General features: G+C 66.7%; 13 protein-coding genes and 1 pseudogene. 3 read left to right on the top strand and 11 right to left on the bottom strand.

The features are described 5' to 3' along the window. From AB0F86_RS05990 to AB0F86_RS05975, 4 genes are read right to left on the bottom strand one after another with little or no spacing between them, the layout of a single operon-like run. The gene (locus AB0F86_RS05990; protein ID WP_356982329.1) at window positions 1-873 is read right to left on the bottom strand and encodes a fumarylacetoacetate hydrolase family protein; all 873 of its coding nucleotides are present in this window, start codon (window positions 871-873) and stop codon (window positions 1-3) included. 31 nt (window positions 874-904) lie between these two features. Then, window positions 905-2,485 (bottom strand): bifunctional 3-(3-hydroxy-phenyl)propionate/3-hydroxycinnamic acid hydroxylase, encoded by a 1,581-nt coding sequence (locus tag AB0F86_RS05985; RefSeq protein WP_356982327.1) that lies wholly within the window; start codon window positions 2,483-2,485, stop codon window positions 905-907. Window positions 2,486-2,506: 21 nt separating this feature from the next. Further along, window positions 2,507-3,937, bottom strand: coding sequence for an aldehyde dehydrogenase family protein (locus tag AB0F86_RS05980; protein WP_356982326.1), 1,431 nt, complete (start codon window positions 3,935-3,937; stop codon window positions 2,507-2,509). Then, window positions 3,934-5,022 (bottom strand): NAD(P)-dependent alcohol dehydrogenase, encoded by a 1,089-nt coding sequence (locus AB0F86_RS05975; RefSeq protein ID WP_356982324.1) that lies wholly within the window; start codon window positions 5,020-5,022, stop codon window positions 3,934-3,936. Before AB0F86_RS05975 ends, AB0F86_RS05980 begins: the two co-directional genes overlap by 4 nt. Before the next feature lie 102 nt (window positions 5,023-5,124). Here AB0F86_RS05975 and AB0F86_RS05970 point away from each other — a divergent pair, with 102 nt between their 5' ends. The 3 genes from AB0F86_RS05970 (at window position 5,125) to AB0F86_RS05960 (ending at window position 7,135) form a co-directional block, all read left to right on the top strand. After that, on the top strand, window positions 5,125-5,586 hold the full coding sequence (locus AB0F86_RS05970; RefSeq protein ID WP_356982323.1) for a MarR family transcriptional regulator: 462 nt from the start codon (window positions 5,125-5,127) through the stop codon (window positions 5,584-5,586). Between the two features lie 52 nt (window positions 5,587-5,638). Continuing rightward, window positions 5,639-6,427: an IclR family transcriptional regulator gene (locus AB0F86_RS05965; RefSeq protein ID WP_356982321.1), complete on the top strand. Its 789-nt coding sequence runs from the start codon at window positions 5,639-5,641 to the stop codon at window positions 6,425-6,427. Between the two features lie 153 nt (window positions 6,428-6,580). Next, complete coding sequence (locus AB0F86_RS05960; protein ID WP_356982319.1) at window positions 6,581-7,135, top strand: pyridoxamine 5'-phosphate oxidase family protein; 555 nt, start codon at window positions 6,581-6,583, stop codon at window positions 7,133-7,135. 79 nt (window positions 7,136-7,214) lie between these two features. On the opposite strand, the gene AB0F86_RS05955 is transcribed toward AB0F86_RS05960, so the two are convergent. The 7 genes and pseudogenes from AB0F86_RS05955 to AB0F86_RS05925 form a co-directional block, all read right to left on the bottom strand. Then, window positions 7,215-7,661: an antibiotic biosynthesis monooxygenase family protein gene (locus tag AB0F86_RS05955; RefSeq protein ID WP_356982317.1), complete on the bottom strand. Its 447-nt coding sequence runs from the start codon at window positions 7,659-7,661 to the stop codon at window positions 7,215-7,217. A gap of 209 nt (window positions 7,662-7,870) precedes the next feature. Beyond that, window positions 7,871-8,782 (bottom strand): annotated as a pseudogene (locus AB0F86_RS05950) (RNA polymerase sigma factor); the annotation flags it as partial. Window positions 8,783-8,917: 135 nt separating this feature from the next. Next, window positions 8,918-10,180, bottom strand: a complete 1,263-nt coding sequence (locus AB0F86_RS05945) for a dihydrolipoamide acetyltransferase family protein (RefSeq protein WP_356982315.1) — start codon at window positions 10,178-10,180, stop codon at window positions 8,918-8,920. Continuing rightward, window positions 10,173-11,165: an alpha-ketoacid dehydrogenase subunit beta gene (locus AB0F86_RS05940; RefSeq protein ID WP_356982313.1), complete on the bottom strand. Its 993-nt coding sequence runs from the start codon at window positions 11,163-11,165 to the stop codon at window positions 10,173-10,175. The genes AB0F86_RS05945 and AB0F86_RS05940 overlap by 8 nt, the downstream gene beginning before the upstream one ends. A 20-nt stretch (window positions 11,166-11,185) precedes the next feature. Then, window positions 11,186-12,262 carry a pyruvate dehydrogenase (acetyl-transferring) E1 component subunit alpha gene (gene pdhA / locus AB0F86_RS05935; protein ID WP_356982311.1) on the bottom strand — a complete coding sequence of 359 codons (1,077 nt, stop codon included), beginning with the start codon at window positions 12,260-12,262 and terminating at the stop codon, window positions 11,186-11,188. Between the two features lies 1 nt (window position 12,263). Further along, window positions 12,264-13,721, bottom strand: coding sequence for a dihydrolipoyl dehydrogenase (gene lpdA, locus AB0F86_RS05930; protein WP_356982309.1), 1,458 nt, complete (start codon window positions 13,719-13,721; stop codon window positions 12,264-12,266). Window positions 13,722-13,882: 161 nt separating this feature from the next. Continuing rightward, complete coding sequence (locus AB0F86_RS05925) at window positions 13,883-15,082, bottom strand: helix-turn-helix domain-containing protein (RefSeq protein WP_356982308.1); 1,200 nt, start codon at window positions 15,080-15,082, stop codon at window positions 13,883-13,885. Between the last annotated feature and the right edge of the window lie 40 nt (window positions 15,083-15,122).

Raw genomic sequence — 15,122 nt, 5'->3', positions numbered from 1 at the left:
CTACCGCGTCGCGACGAAGGTCTGCTGCAGCGTGCCGATGCCTTCGATCCAGGAATCGAGACGTTCGCCGGGGCGCAGAAACCGCTTCGGCTCGCGGCCGACACCGACTCCGGCCGGTGTGCCGGTGAAGATCACGTCGCCGGGGAACAGCGTGACCGTCTGCGACAGTGCGGCGATCAGGGACGGGACCGGGAAGATGAGGTCCCTGGTGCGGCCCTTCTGCACTTCTTCACCGTCGATGGAGCACCCGAGCTCGAGGTCGTCGGGATCGGCGAACTCGTCCGGTGTCACCAGCCACGGGCCCTGCGGCGAGAACCCGGGAAAGGACTTGGCGAGCCCGAACTGCGGTGCGGGACCACGTAATTGGGAAACGCGTTCCGAGATGTCCTGGCCGACGGTCAAGCCCGCCACCCCGGCCCATACCTGTGCGGCCTCGACGCACCGCAATGTCTGCCCGATCACGATCACGAGTTCGACCTCCCAGTCCACATTTCCCCCTTCAGGGATGGTCACGGTGGTGTCGGGGCCGCTGAAACTGGAGACGTATTTGGTGAAGACCGGCGGAAGATGTTCGGGCGCATCGAATCCCGACTCCGCCGCATGGGCCCGGTAGTTCAGTCCGACCGCGAAGACCTGCTGCGGAACGGGCGAGGGTGCGCCCAGCTCGGAGCGGTCGAGGGCGACGGAGTGCCGCTCGATCTCCTCGGATGTCAGCTCGGCCGCCCATTCCCGCACTGTGCCCCACTCGGCGTACAGCTCGGCGAAGTCCCCGCCGAATCGGCCCGCCGAAGCCGTGGCGATGTCGGCGGCACGCTCTTGTCCTGGCTCGCCGTGCACGATGGCCGCGCGGCCCCGCATGTTCGCAATACGCATGACAGTTGTTCTCCTCTGTGATGTGGGTGCGTCAGGAGACGCTGGTCGTCAGGCAGGCGAGGTAGTCGGCCGCCAGGGTCGCGGCGCCGTCGAAGGTCTCGGCCGTGCCGAACACGTAGTGGTCGGGCCTTATCAGCACGGCGGCAAGGGAATTGGCAGTGAGCCATGCCGTCCAGCCGCCGTTGAGGTCACGCAGGTCGGGGTTGCCGGTGTCGCCCAGCGACAGCGCCGTCACCTCGGCCTCGGCAAGCGACGCGAGCAGTGTCTCGTCGAGCAGGTCGGCGGCCGGGCGGCCGGCTGCAAGGATCAGCAGCGCCCCGTAACCGGTGACATCATCCAGCAGGACCGCAGCGCCGTCGGCTTCGACGGGGAACTGGGGACTCATCGTCCCCGGCAATTCCCCGCTCGCCCGCACGGCTCCTGACCCGAGCACGGGCCGGGCGGTGACGGGCAATACCACTGCGGGATCGGCGTTTCCGGCGATCATGCGGGCGTCGCGTCGTGCCGCTTCTTGCGGATCGAGCACGCAGATCACCTTTCCCAGTTCCACCGACATCGCGATCGCGTGCTGCAAGTGCACGCTGCGTTCGCTGGTATAGGTGTCGAGCAGATCCGGCGTCGACACCCTGCGCAGAACTCGGTCCAGCTTCCACGCCAGGTTGGCCGCGTCGCGCAGCCCCGAGCACATCCCTTGGCCGGCGAACGGTGGCATCTGATGGGCCGCGTCGCCGGCGATCATCATTCGCCCGGTGCGCCAGTGGTCGGCCCAGCGAGCTGCGAAGGTATAGATGGCGTGCCGTTCCAGTCGGGTGTTGGCCGGGGTTCTCCCCCACGCCGACAACAACTCCCAGGCCCGCTCGACGGTGCCGAGTTCGGCGGGGTCCTCACCGGGTAACCGCATGAATTCCCAGCGGCGCCGACCCGGTCCACCGGAAACGATCGTGGTCGGGCGGGCGGGGTCGCACAGTTGCCAGTTCTGCGGCGACCAGACGATGTCGTCGGTCGGGATCGTGTCGACGATCAGCCAGTCGAAGAAGAAGCCTTGATCGTGCATCGTCGCGCCCATCCGCCGGCGCACGAGACTGTTGGCGCCGTCGCAGCCGATGACATAGCGGGCGGTCAGGGTCCGGTCGACGGTCGAGGCGGGGACAACATGCCCGGGAGTTTCGCCCACGCCGACCACCACGTGGCCGGGCTGCTCGTCGACGGTGCGGACCTCGGTCCCGCGGACCAGGGTGACGTTGGGCATCGTCTCGACAGCATCGGCCAACACCTGTTCGAGCTGGGGCTGCGAGAAGAAGTTGGCCGTGGGCCACCCGTTGGGGCCGACACCCGACCAGTCGATGCGCAGCAAGGCCTGACCGGCCGCGTTGCGCCATTCGTAATGGTCGGGTACCGAGTCGGAAATGGCCCGGATCTGCCGGGACAGCTCCATCGATCCGAATATCCGGCCGATCTCGTCGTCGAAGTGCACGGCACGTGGCAGCGGATACGGTTGCGGCCAGCGCTCCACGACGACCACATCATGGCCGCGGAGCCCGAGCATGCGCGCGGTGGCCAACCCGACCGGTCCCGCGCCGACGATCACCACGTCGTGATCTGGATTGCGCATTGTTCCTCGCTTGAATGGTGCTCAGTTGCCCTGGTGGACAAGGTGTTTGATCTCCTGGAACTCCTCGATGGCACGGTGGCCGTTGAGCCTGCCCACACCGCTGTGCTTGAAGCCGCCTTCCTCCATCTGGTCGTGGACGACGCCCCAGGTATTGGTCCACACGGTGCCCGCGTCGATCCGGCGGCCGACCCGCAACGGTCGATCCACATCCCGCGTCCAGATCGAGGCGGCCAGCCCGTATTGGGTGGCGTTCGCGCGCTCGATCGCGTCGAGCTCGGTATCGAAGATCTCGAAAGTCGCTACGGGCCCGAAGATCTCGTCCTGCACTACCGGCGATGTCACGTCGGCTACCTCGATCAGGGCGGGGCGCAGGAAAGCGCTCGTTCCGGTCGGCTCGAGCAGTCCCCCACGGACGAGCACCTTCGCGTATCCGGCCGCATCGTCGACGAGCCGGTCCACGCGCTCGGCCGCGGCCCGGTCGATCAGCGGACCCATGTCGGTCTCGGGATCGGAGCCGGGACCGACCTTCACCCGGTTCAACGCCTCGGTCATCAACTCACGCAGTTCGTCGGCGATGCCGCGCTGGGCCAGAATTCGGCTACCGGCCATACAGAACTGGCCGCTGAAGGTGGTGATGGCGGCGGTCAGCGTCGGCACGACCGCGTCGAGGTCGGCGTCGTCGAACACGATCATCGGTGACTTGCCACCGAGTTCGAGCGAGACCGGTTTGAGGCCGGTCGCCGCGGCCGCCATGATCGCGCGCCCCACCGCGGTGGAGCCGGTGTAGCTGATCACGTCGGAGTTCGGGTCCGAAACCAGTACCGGCGCACCGGTATTGCCCGATTCGGTGAACGCGTTGACGACACCGGGCGGCAGCGCCTCGGCGATGAGTTCGTAGAGCAGCCCGTTGGTCAGGGCCGTCTGCGCGGGCATCTTCATGGCCACGGTGCACCCCGCGGCCAGCGCGGGCGCGAACGAGCGCACCGCGAGGATGATCGGCGAATTCCACGGCACGATCACCGCGGCGACACCGATGGCCTGGGGCAACGCCATCGAATACATCCCCGGCGCCAGCTGCGCGGCCCGGCCGCTGTCGGTCAGGGCGAGGGCGGCGTTGTATCGCAGTTTGGGGATGGTGGCGTCGACCTCCATGGCGGCGTCGGCGAGCTTCTTCCCGTTTTCCCGGGACAGCAGCTCGACGAGTTCGTCACGACGACGCGTCATCGCGTCGGCGAGCGCGAACAGCGCCGTCGCCCGAGCGTGCCGATCCTGCGACCACGTCGTGGTGTCGAATACCCGCCGGGCGGCGTCGATGGCCGCTCGGGCGGTGACCGCACCCGCGTCGGCGAAGGTGCCCAACGCCAGGCCGGTGGCCGGGTCGAGGCTGGTGCCGACGGCGTGGCCGTCGCGCCATTCGCCGTCGATGAGGTTGCGGGTGTGCGGGAGTGTCATGGGGCCTCGAATCGGATGACGGGTTTGACGGTGATACCGGCGCGCGTGTCGTCGACAGCGCGTTGCAGTTCGGCCGGTGGGTAGAAGCGCACGAGCCGATCCAGCGGCAGCCGTCCGCCGCGATACAGCGCGATCAGTGCCGGGATGAAGGTGATCCGATCGCTGCCGCCCTCGGTGACACCGAGCAGGGTCCGGCCGTCGATCATGGAATTGACGTCGACAGCGATGCGGGTTCCCGCCGCGGGTGCGCCGATGATCGCGACGGTGCCGCCTGCCCGGATCTGTTCGAGCGCACCTTCGAGCAAGCTCGGCACCCCGGTCGTCTCGAGCACGAAGTCGAAGTCGCGGAGTTCGCCCGCGTCCGTCGTCGTCGCGGTAGCGCCGAGCTCGCGCGCCAGGCCGAGCCGGGCGGGAATCCGGTCCACTGCCACGATCTCGCTCGCACCGCACAGCCGCGCGGCCATCACCGCCGACAGACCGACCGCTCCCGCTCCGACTACCGCGACACGCGACCCCGGCTGCGGGCGAAGGAGATTGAGCACTGCGCCCGCACCGGTTTGGATTCCGCACCCGATCGGGGCGAGCATCGCCAGTTCGTCGTCGTCCTCGACGACCACCGGCACGACACTGTGCTGTGCGGCCACCGCGTACTGCGCCAGCGACGACTGACCGAAGAACAACCCGCCGATCGGCTGCCCCGAGCGATCCCGCAGCGGTGTTGTCCCATCAGGCCTGCGGGCTCCGAAATTGAGCGGAAAGTAGGTGGGGCACTGGGTGGGACGCCCGGTCCGGCAGCGAGCGCACGCACCGCAGGACGCGAACGACAACACCACACGGTCACCGACCGCCGCGGTGGTGACGCCGGCCCCCACCGCTTCGACCACACCGGCGCCTTCATGTCCGAGCACCGCGGGTAGTGGTGTCGGCAACCGGCCCGCGAGGACCGAGAGATCGGTGTGGCAGACCCCGGCGGCGACCAGGCGGACGAGCACCTCGCCCGGGCCGGGGTCGTCGAGGATGACGTTCTCCCAGGAGAAATTGTCCGCAGCCGCACGGGCCACAGCGGCGAGGGAATCGATCGGCATGAACGCCACGCTACGATTGTGTCCTGCATTACAAAAGCACCATCCTGTAATACAGGACACACAGCATCCGAAGAAGATCTACCTCTAGAGCTAAACTGGGGTGTGCCTCCCACCGACCACGACGACCTGCCGGCCGAGATCACCCGAACCAGCTGGACACTGCATCGAGCACTCCGACAGAGCCAGGGAACGCCCCGTGGTGAGAACCCACGACCACTGGCCCAGGTGGAAGTCCTCAAACTTGTCGACAGCCGCCCCGGCATCACCGTCCGCGAAATCGCCGAGGCACTGCGCATGCAGCCCAACAATGTCAGCACGTTGGTCTCGAACCTGACCAAGGACGGATTTCTCGACCGGCGCGCCGACCCGACCGACGGCCGGGTGATCCAGCTCCATCCCACCGCCAAGATGCGCGCCGCGAGCGCAGAACTCGCCGACCGTCTCGACGCCGGGGTTTCCGATGCGCTGGCGACGCTGAGCGAGCAGTCCAGGGCCCGCATCGCGGCGGCCCTGCCGGATCTGCGCGCCCTTGCCGATGCGCTCGGCGCACAAAATCCTGTATAGCAGCACATGCATCCTGCTTTACAGGATCACGAGTGGTGATTAGCGTGTGCGTATGACCGAACGGAACGCCGCGCCGAGCACCTACCGGGAACGCAACTCCACGGCCGATCGCGCCCTCGACATCCTGCTGCTGTTCTCGGCGGAGAAACCGGTGTGGACCGGCACCGAAGTCGCCGCCGGGCTCGGCGTCGCCCGCTCCACCGGTTACCGGTACCTGCAGAGCCTGTCCGGCAACGGGTTCATCGAAGAAACTCCGGGCGGATTCCGACTGGGGCCCCGGATATTTCAACTCGCGCGCCTCGCCCGCGCCGGCCTCGGGCTTTCCGAGGCCGCCCTGCCGGTGATGCGAACGCTTGCCGCGCACGTCGACGAAACGGTGCTGCTGACCCGCCGCTCCGGCCGCTCGGTGGTCTGTCTCGATCTCGTCGAAGCCAAGCACGCGGTTCGGCTCTCTTACGAGCGGGGCCAGGTGCTGCCGATCAACGCGGGCGCGGCGGCCGAAGTCCTGCTGGCCTGGGCAGACCCCGACGAAGTCACCTCGGTACTCGAACAGGCGCCGCTCGAACGATTCACCCCCAAAACTCTCACCGATCCCGCGGCGCTGCGCACGCGGTTGTCTCGTATCCGCAAAGCCGGCATCGCGGTGTCGCAGGGCGAACTCGACCCCCACATCCTCGGCGTTGCCGCACCGGTCCGAAATGCCACAGGCTCGGTCTGCGCCGCGGTGAGCGTCGCCGCCCTCGCCGCCCGGGTCCCGCGCAGCCGGCTGCGCGATGTGGAGGCCGCGGTGAAAGAGGCGGCTGCGGAGATCTCACGCCAGCTCGAACTTCGCGACTCCTGAATATCAGGATGCCCGTATCGATTTCCAGGAAATAATTCCTACGATGGGCGCCATCAGTCAGCCCATCGAAGAGGAGACCTGGATGATCGTCCGGCACGAATTCGACCACGGGGACCGGTTGCCCTGTCCCGACGCGGCGGGAGTTCTCGTCGCATGAAAGCCGAACCGAACCTCGAACAGATCCAGGACTCGATCGCCGAGCTGCTGCGCACGGAGGAGCTCACCACCCTGGCCACGATCGATACCGACGGATTCCCGTCGGCCGCGGCCATGCACATCGCCGGTGACGGACTCATCGCCTACATCCACACCTTTCAGTACAACCGCAAGCACGCCTCATTGCAGGCGAATCCCAATGTCAGCTACGTCGTGAACGACTTGCCCGACGACGGATACGCCGGGCGCCGCCTGACCCGCTCGCTGCAAATGCAGGGCCGCGCGACATTGGTCACCGATGCCGACGAGATCCAGCATGCCGTGCGATTGAGCTTCGCCCAGTTCCCCTGGCTCGCCGACACATCGATGTACAACAACATCAAGCTGCCCGACCAAGGCCAACAGGTCTTCTACCGCATCACCCCGACCAGGGCGCTGTGGGCCGATCATCAGGTCCGCATGCTGTGGCGCGTACTCCTCGAATTCAGCGAGGACGGACGCGAGATCACCGACTCGCAGGACTACAACGCGGTAATGCGCCGCACGCGTTGACATCTCGCGCATCCGAAGGGCGGCAACTGGGCACCCGGCATCTGTCCGACGTGCCCGGTTCGCCGCCAATCGGCAGGTGTCAGGACACGCAGATTCCGGCGACCGCGACAGGTGCCATCGCCTGGCGTGTGCACCTGCACCCCGCCGGATAACCACTCGTCACCTCGGCGAACCCCGGATCCTGCACCGCTTCCAGCAGGGCGGCAGCCGATTCCCACACCGCCAGATTGATCAACACGGTGCTGCCCCGGGTTCCGCGATAGAGGTCCGCGCGCAGGAGCCCTGTGCGCTGTCGCATGAACTGAGTGGTCTCGCGCCACGCGGCAACAGCGGTGTCCACGCCGCCTTCGGGAACGACGACGATATCGAGCAGCGTGAACGGTCCGTCGGTTGCCTCGAGCTGCGATTCGAATGTCGATTCCGGGCAGAGTTCGAAGAAGTCGATCGTGGAATCACCGGTCGATGCGACGTCGGTCGATGCGTCGGACGAATACCCCCACGGCGCGCCCGCGCATACCCCGGACATGGAAACCGGCCGAACGAGATGCGGATACGACGCGGACCCATCCGGATACCGCGGAAGAAGCTGCTGGAATTCCGGACTGCCGAAAGCGTTACGGAGGCATTCCGCGGATTCCCATACCGCGATATTCGTCAGCACCCGGCTGCCACCGGTGCCGCGGTAGAGTTGCGCGGAGACGAATTCCTGTAATCCGCGATCCCCGCGGGAACAGCTCAGTCGAGGTAACCGAGCAGCGGATACGAACGTGCCGGATGACAGAGTTTCGACATCGTCTTCGCCTCGATCTGCCGAATCCGTTCACCCGTCACACCGAACACGTGCCCGACCTCGTCCAGAGTTCGCACATTGCCGTCGTCCAGGCCGAACCGCATTCTGACGACGGCCGCCTCTCGCTCCGTCAGCGCGTCGAGTATCGACATCACCTGCCGCTGCAGGAGAGCGAACGACGCGGCCTCGACCGCGACGACACCTTCGGAGTCCTCCACCAGATCGCCGAGACTCGTGTCGGCGGAGTCACCGACGGCCTGATCCAACGAGACCGGCTCGACCGCCAATCTTCGGAGCTCGTCGACCTTGGCGGACTCGATGCCCATCACCGCAGCGACTTCCGCTGCCGTCGGCGCGCGACCCAGTTCCAGTACCAGAGCGCGCTGCACGCTGCCGACGCGGTTGATCGCCTCTACGCCGTGCACCGGGATGCGGATGATGCGAGCCTGGTCGGCAATCGCACGGCTGATGGCCTGGCGTATCCACCACGTCGCGTACGTCGAGAGCTTGAATCCCTTCTTGTAGTCGAACTTCTCGATCGCACGGACGAGACCGAAGTTCCCTTCCTGCACCAGGTCGAGGAAGTCGAGGCCACGCCCGTGGTACTTCTTGGCGATCGAGACAACCAGCCGTAGGTTCGCCTCGAGTAGGTGCGCTTTGGCCTTGCGGCCTTCTCCGACGATCGACATCAGGTCCCGTCGCAGTCCGGCGCCGAGGTGCTCCACGCCCTCGGAACACTCCTGCAACTTCGCCGCAGCGACCAATCCGGCCTCCACCCGGATTGCCAATTCCACCTCTTGCTCGGCTGTCAGCAGTGCCACCCGGCCGATCTGCCGCAGATACCAGCGCGTCGAGTCGACCTCGGCGTTGCTGTCGTCTCGCACACCACGTGGTGTCATCGCTTTCGAATGTGTCGGCATCGTCAACCTCTCGGGTCGGGAGCGGCGTCGCGACGCGTGATCGCGGAGAGGCCGTGGAATGGCTGCGGACCGTCAGGTCACGATCCGCAGCGGGTTTTCGATCAGAGTCGCGAGGGTCGCCATGAACTGCGCGGCGACCGCGCCGTCGATAGCTCGATGGTCGGCCGACAGGGTCACCCGAAGGATCTTGCGGGCAACGACTTCGTCGTTCTCGAGGCGTAATTCGTCGGCCGCTGCGCCGACAGCGAGGATGGCGGACTCCGGTGCGTTGATGACCGCGGTGAATTGCTCGATGCCGAACATTCCGAGGTTGGAGATCGTGAAGGTGCCGCCCGTCATCTCCTCCGCGCGAAGCTTGCGGTCGCGGGCGCGGATCGCTTTGTCCCGGCTTTCGGCGGCGATCTCGGATACGCGCTTGCGGTCCGCGTCGCGGATGACCGGAACGAGCAGACCCACCGGCGTCGCGACTGCGATACCGATGTGGATCCCCCTGTGCCGCAGCAGTTTGTCGCCCGCGTAACTGACATTGACCGAGCTGTCGGTGCGCAGCGCGACAGCCGCGGCCTTGACGAGCAGGTCGTTCACACTGACCTTGCTGTCACCCGCCGCGTCCTGCAGCGCGTTGATCCGGGCGCGGAAGGCGAACAGTTCGGTCACGTCGATCGCGCTGGTCAGGTAGAAGTGCGGTGCCCGCTGCTTGCTCTCGGTGAGCCTGGCCGCGGAGACGCGCTGCACTGCGCTCAGCGCGACTTCGTCGAACTCTCCTGATGCCGGAAGCTCCTGCACAGCGGCCGCTTTCACGTCGGGACCAGCCGCGACGGCACCGGGCGCGGCAGCGTTGTGGGCCGCCTCGACATCGCGTTTGGTCACCCGCCCGCCCGGACCGGTTCCCACAACAGAGTCCATGTCGACCCTCAGCTCGCGCGCGATCTTGCGAGCGAGCGGCGAAGATTTCACGACATCGGTGCGCGGCGAAAGTGGAGCACTGCCTGGAACACGCTGTGGCGCAGCGGCTGTGACCGCTTCGACCACGTCGGACAGGGCATCGTCCGAGGTAGCCGCCAGGGCGGTGTGTCCAGCGGAATGCCCGCTCGTGCCGGTGCCATCCCCCACGATCGCGATCGGCTCGCCGATCGGAACCCGGACGCCGGGCTCGGCGAGGATCCTTTCCAGGACACCGTCGTCATAGGCCTCGAGTTCCATCAGGGCTTTGTCGGTCTCGATCTCGGCGACGATCTCGCCACGGGTGATCCGGTCGCCCACGTTCTTGAGCCAAGCCGCGACAACGCCGTCCTCCATGGTGTCCGACAGGCGGGGCATGATGATCTCAGGCATGGCGGGTGTCCTTACCGACGGCGGCCAGGGTTTCCGTCACCGCGGTGTAGAGCGATTCCGCGGACGGCAGGGCGAGCTTTTCGAGTGGTTTGGCGTAGGGCAGCGGGACTTCGGCCATGGCGACGCGGCGAACGGGGGCGTCGAGGTAGTCGAACGCGCCGTCGGAGATCGATGCCGCGATTTCCGCGCCGATCCCGTAGGTGAGCCAGTCGTCCTCACCGATGACCGCGCACCCGGTCTTGCGCACCGAGGCCACGATGGTGTCCCGATCCAGCGGACGCAGACTGCGCAGATCGATCACTTCGACCGAAACACCTTCGGCGGCGAGGCGTTGCGCGACCTCGGTGGCAACGGTTGCCATGCGGGAGTAGCCGATCAGGGTGATGTCGGTACCTTCCCGGGTGACCGCCGCTTTTCCGATCTGCGCAGCCGGAAGATCGTCGGGCACTTCGCCTTTGGTGTTGTAGAGCGACAGATTCTCCAGGAACAGCACCGGATCGTCGTCTTCGATCGCAGCCTTCAGCAATGCCCGCGCGTCGGCGGGCGTGCTCGGCGCCACGACCTTCAGGCCCGGCACGAAGGCGTAGTACAACTCGATGTTCTGCGAATGCGTCGCCCCGAGTTGCTGGCCGCCGCCACCGGGAGTACGGATGACGAGAGGCACGCTGGTCTGGCCGCCGAACATGCCGTAGATCTTCGCGGCGTGGTTGACGATCTGATCCAGCGCCAGCAGCGAGAAGTTGATGGTCATGATCTCCACGACCGGGCGCAATCCGAGCATCGCCGCGCCGATCGCCGCACCGACGAATCCTTCTTCGGCGATGGGTGTGTCGCGCACTCGCTTCTCGCCGAATTCCTCGAGCAGACCCGCGGTGATCTTGTAGGAGCCTTCGAAGACGCCGATCTCCTCACCGATCAGAAGAACGTCGTCGTCGCGTCGCATCTCCGTACGCAGGGTTTCGCGCAGCGCTTCGCGATAGGTCATGACAGGCACAGTGGGAGTCCTCAGTGGGTGAAGAGCGGATCGGCGGGCAGGCGGCGGGAATCGCCCGGTACCGGGGTGGCGTAGGTGTAGTCGAACAGGCTCGACGGCTCCGGATGCGGGCTGGAATCAGCGAATTCGACGGCGGCGGAGACACCGGCGGTCACCTCGCGGTCGAGATCGGCCAGCGACGTTTCGGTGAGCACACCGGCGGCGAGCAAACGCTGCTGCCACACCACGATCGGATCGTGTTCCCGTGCCGTCGCAACGGTCTCGGAGCTGCGATATCTGGCCGGGTCGACCACCGAGTGGCCCTTGAGCCGGTAGCTCACCGCTTCGAGAAGTGCGGGTCCGCCGTTGCGGCGAGCACCTTCGATGAGCTCGCTCGCCAGGTCACGCACGGCGAGCACATCGGTTCCGTCCACCCGCTCACCACGCATGCGATAGGCGGCGGCGCGTTTCCACAGATCCGGTTCGGCCGAGGACTTCTCGACCGTCGTGCCCATACCGGTCTGGTTGTTGATCACCAAGAACACCACCGGAAGCCGCCACAGCGCCGCGATGTTGAGGGACTCGTGGAATGCGCCGATATTGGTGGTGCCCTCCCCCATCTGGCACACCACCACATCGTCGCCGCCGTTGTAGTCGATGGCCAGCGCCGCGCCGACGGCAAGGGGAACCTGGCCGCCGACGATGGCGTAGCCACCGAGCAGCCGAGTCGCGGTGTCGTACATGTGCATCGAACCGCCCCAGCCCTTGGACGTACCGGTGGAGCGGCCGTACAGCTCAGCCATCACCCGCCCCGGCTCGATACCCTTGGCCAGCGCGTAGCCGTGTTCGCGATAGTTGGTGAACAGGTAGTCGGTGGGTCGCATCGCGGCACCCAGGCCGACCACCGTGGCTTCCTCGCCGAGGTTGAGGTGGCAGTAGCCGCCGATCTTGGCCTGCTGGTAGCTCTGCGCGGTGCGCTCCTCGAAGCGGCGCACGAACAGCATGTCGCGGTAGAGACCACGCAGCGTGTCCGGATCTTCCGTCGCGGGCACGGGGTCGGGGGCCGTCAGCTCGCGGGCGGGCTTGTTTCGCGCGGTGGTTGTAGTCATGTCAAGCTCCTCGACGCTTGCGCGGCGCGATGTGTACCGGCAGTCCGAGTCCGGCCATGGCCGCCTCCATGCCGATCTCGCCGAGAGTGGGGTGGGCGTGAATGGTGTCGGCCAGTTCGTCGAGCGTGGCTTCCAACGACATCGCGAGCGCGCCCTCGGCGATCAGATCGCTGGCGGAGGGGCCGATGATGTGCACCCCGAGCACTTCCTGATGCGCCTGTCCGGCAACAATTTTGATGAATCCCTCGGTCTCGCCGAAGGTCTTGGCCCGTCCGAGCGCGGCGAACGGGAACTTGGCCGTGATCACCTCGTGGCCGGCCGCACGGGCCGCTTCCTCGCTGAGACCGACGCTGGCGATCTCCGGGTGGGTGAATGTCGCGGCCGGGATGACCGAGTAGTCGATATACGTGTCGTGCCCGGCGATCACCTCGGCCGCGGTGATCCCCTGGTGCGAGGCGACGTGAGCGAGCATGGCCCGACCGGTCACGTCGCCGATCGCGTAGACATGCTCGACGCTGGTCCGCAGCCGATCATCGACCTCGATGAAACCGCGGGCGTCCGTGGCGATTCCACACACGTCCAGGCCGAGTTCAGCAGTGTTGGGACGCCGCCCGACGCCGACGAGCACGGCGTCGGCGTCGAGTTCGTGCGCCACCGGACCACCGACCGAGACCCGCAGTGCGTCGCCCTCGGCGATCTCGGCGACGGTGGCGCCGGTGAGCACGGTGATGCCCCGCCGCCGCAACGAGCGGCCGAGCGCTTCGCCGATCTCCTCGTCCTCCAGCGGAACCAGGCGGTCCTGCATCTCCACGATCGTGACCTGGCTGCCGAAAGTGGCGAACAGGCTCGCCCATTCGGCACCGACGGCGCTGCCGCCGACGACCACCAATCGTCGCGGCACCTCGGTCAGCCCGAACGCACCGTCGGAGGTGACGACACCGGGAAGTTCCGCGCCCGGGACCGGTAGCCTCGCGGGCACCGAACCCGTCGCGACGATCACGTCGCGCGCGCTCACCCGGCGGATCGCCGTTCCAGCTGCCGCGGCGTAGCGGGGCCCGCCGTCGAAGATCGGCGAGGCGCCGACCTCGTGGACTTCCACGACGGTCGGCTCGACGAACCGGGCATGGCCCTCGATCAGGGTGACCCCGCCGGCCTTCAGCAGACCCGCGACACCATCGGTCAGCTCTTCGACGATGGCGTCCTTGCGTTGCCGTACCGCGGCGAAGTCGTAGCGCACGTTGTCGGCGAGGACACCGAATTCGGCTGCCGCGGTGAGGGTCTGGAAGACTTCCGCGGAGCGCAGCATCGCTTTGGTTGGAATGCAACCCCAGTTCAGGCATACGCCACCGGGGCGTTCCTTTTCCACCACGCAGACCCGTAGGCCGCGTTGCGCGGCACGGATGGCAGCGACGTATCCACCCGGTCCACCACCGATGACCAAGAGATCGAATTCCAGCACTCGTGGTGCTCCTCAGCTCGAAGGTTCAACCCGTCCGCGGTCGCAGCGCGGGTTGTTCATCGAGTCTCACGGTCCGCGATTGCCCAATCAACGGACATGCAGCCCAGACTTCACCAGCTGGAATTGGGCGCAGAGCCCAACTCGGGAAAATGGTGCACCGTTCACTCGGCGGTGGTTGGCCTCATCTCCAGGGCCGCCAATGCCAGCGAGAGCTCGAGGTAGGACCGTTGTCCTTCCAGCCGCCGCCCGAGCAGTGTGGAGATCCGCTGCAACCGGTTGATCACCGTATTTCGATGGCAGTGCAGCCGCGGCGCGGCGTGCGCCGCCGAGCAGTTCTCCGCCAGCCAGACCGTCAGTGTGCTCAGCAGGATTTCGCGTTCCCTGGCGGACAGTTCGAGCACCGGACCGAGCGTGCGAGCGATCATCAGCTCGGTCAGATCAGGCGACCGCAGCAACAGCGCCTCCGGGTAGCGATCTTCCAGCGACACCAGACCCCGCGCTGTTGCGGACAGCGTCTCCAGCGCGAGGGTCGCCAAAGCGTGCGCGGTACCGATCTGCGACAGCCCCGCGACAACCGGGGAGGCCGCTGCCCGCCCCCGAATCCGCTTGCCGACCTGATCGAGCACCACGGCGCTCTCGCGCTGCTCCATCGAAACGAGCCCGACCATGGTGTCGACCCGGTCGTGCCACACCGAACGAATACCCATGGCAGCCAACGCCATCTCGGTACCCAGCTCGACGCTCGGCCGTTCGCCACGCACCGCGACCACCAGAAGGCCACCGTGGGTGGGCAGATTCAGTTCGCGCCCTGCCCGCGCGGCGAAGTTGACGTCGTGCGCACTGCCCGCGAGCAGATCCTCGATCAACCCGTGGCGATGTCGCTCGTCGCGGCGCACCTGCTCCAATTCGGTACTCCGGTAGGAGGTGACCAGCGCCGACGACATACCGTCGATCGCCGTCCAGGTCGCGGCTCCGATCTTCCGGACCTCGACAGACGACATTTCCCCCGCCCGGTCGAGGAGAGCATCCCAGACGATCTGGCCGCCGAGCCGGAAAGTCCGCAGCATGACTTCCAACGGCACACCTTGGGCCGCGCGATCGCGACCGATCGCTGTGGCAACGTCGTCACCACTCGCCGCGACCACGTCGCCGGCCAGTAGATCGAGCACCCTGGCCAGATAGCTGTGACACCCAGCGCGCAAATCGTCCCGGCTCACCGGCGAATAGTCGGTCCACTCAGGAATATCGGTGAAGATCGCCGACATCAAGCGCTCGGTGAGTGCGGGCACCTCGGCTCGGCATTCGACTGCCAGCCGCCGGCCCCCCACCGAGTGCCCGATGTACTTCGGTGTCCCTACCACCGTGTTCACGCTACGCCGCCGTGGACATCGTCTTTTCGAC

This window comes from Nocardia sp. NPDC023733 (assembly GCF_040639775.1).
Classification (GTDB): domain Bacteria; phylum Actinomycetota; class Actinomycetes; order Mycobacteriales; family Mycobacteriaceae; genus Nocardia; species Nocardia rosealba.
This window is presented reverse-complemented; position numbering and strand designations above follow the sequence as displayed.

Coding starts and splice junctions, on each gene's coding strand:
- AB0F86_RS05990 (WP_356982329.1), bottom strand. CDS start 873: ATGCGTATTGCGAACATGCGGGGCCGCGCGGCCATCGTGCACGGCGAG.
- AB0F86_RS05985 (WP_356982327.1), bottom strand. CDS start 2,485: ATGCGCAATCCAGATCACGACGTGGTGATCGTCGGCGCGGGACCGGTC.
- AB0F86_RS05980 (WP_356982326.1), bottom strand. CDS start 3,937: ATGACACTCCCGCACACCCGCAACCTCATCGACGGCGAATGGCGCGAC.
- AB0F86_RS05975 (WP_356982324.1), bottom strand. CDS start 5,022: ATGCCGATCGATTCCCTCGCCGCTGTGGCCCGTGCGGCTGCGGACAAT.
- AB0F86_RS05965 (WP_356982321.1), top strand. CDS start 5,639: ATGACCGAACGGAACGCCGCGCCGAGCACCTACCGGGAACGCAACTCC.
- AB0F86_RS05960 (WP_356982319.1), top strand. CDS start 6,581: ATGAAAGCCGAACCGAACCTCGAACAGATCCAGGACTCGATCGCCGAG.
- AB0F86_RS05955 (WP_356982317.1), bottom strand. CDS start 7,661: ATGTCCGGGGTATGCGCGGGCGCGCCGTGGGGGTATTCGTCCGACGCA.
- AB0F86_RS05945 (WP_356982315.1), bottom strand. CDS start 10,180: ATGCCTGAGATCATCATGCCCCGCCTGTCGGACACCATGGAGGACGGC.
- AB0F86_RS05940 (WP_356982313.1), bottom strand. CDS start 11,165: ATGACCTATCGCGAAGCGCTGCGCGAAACCCTGCGTACGGAGATGCGA.
- pdhA (WP_356982311.1), bottom strand. CDS start 12,262: ATGACTACAACCACCGCGCGAAACAAGCCCGCCCGCGAGCTGACGGCC.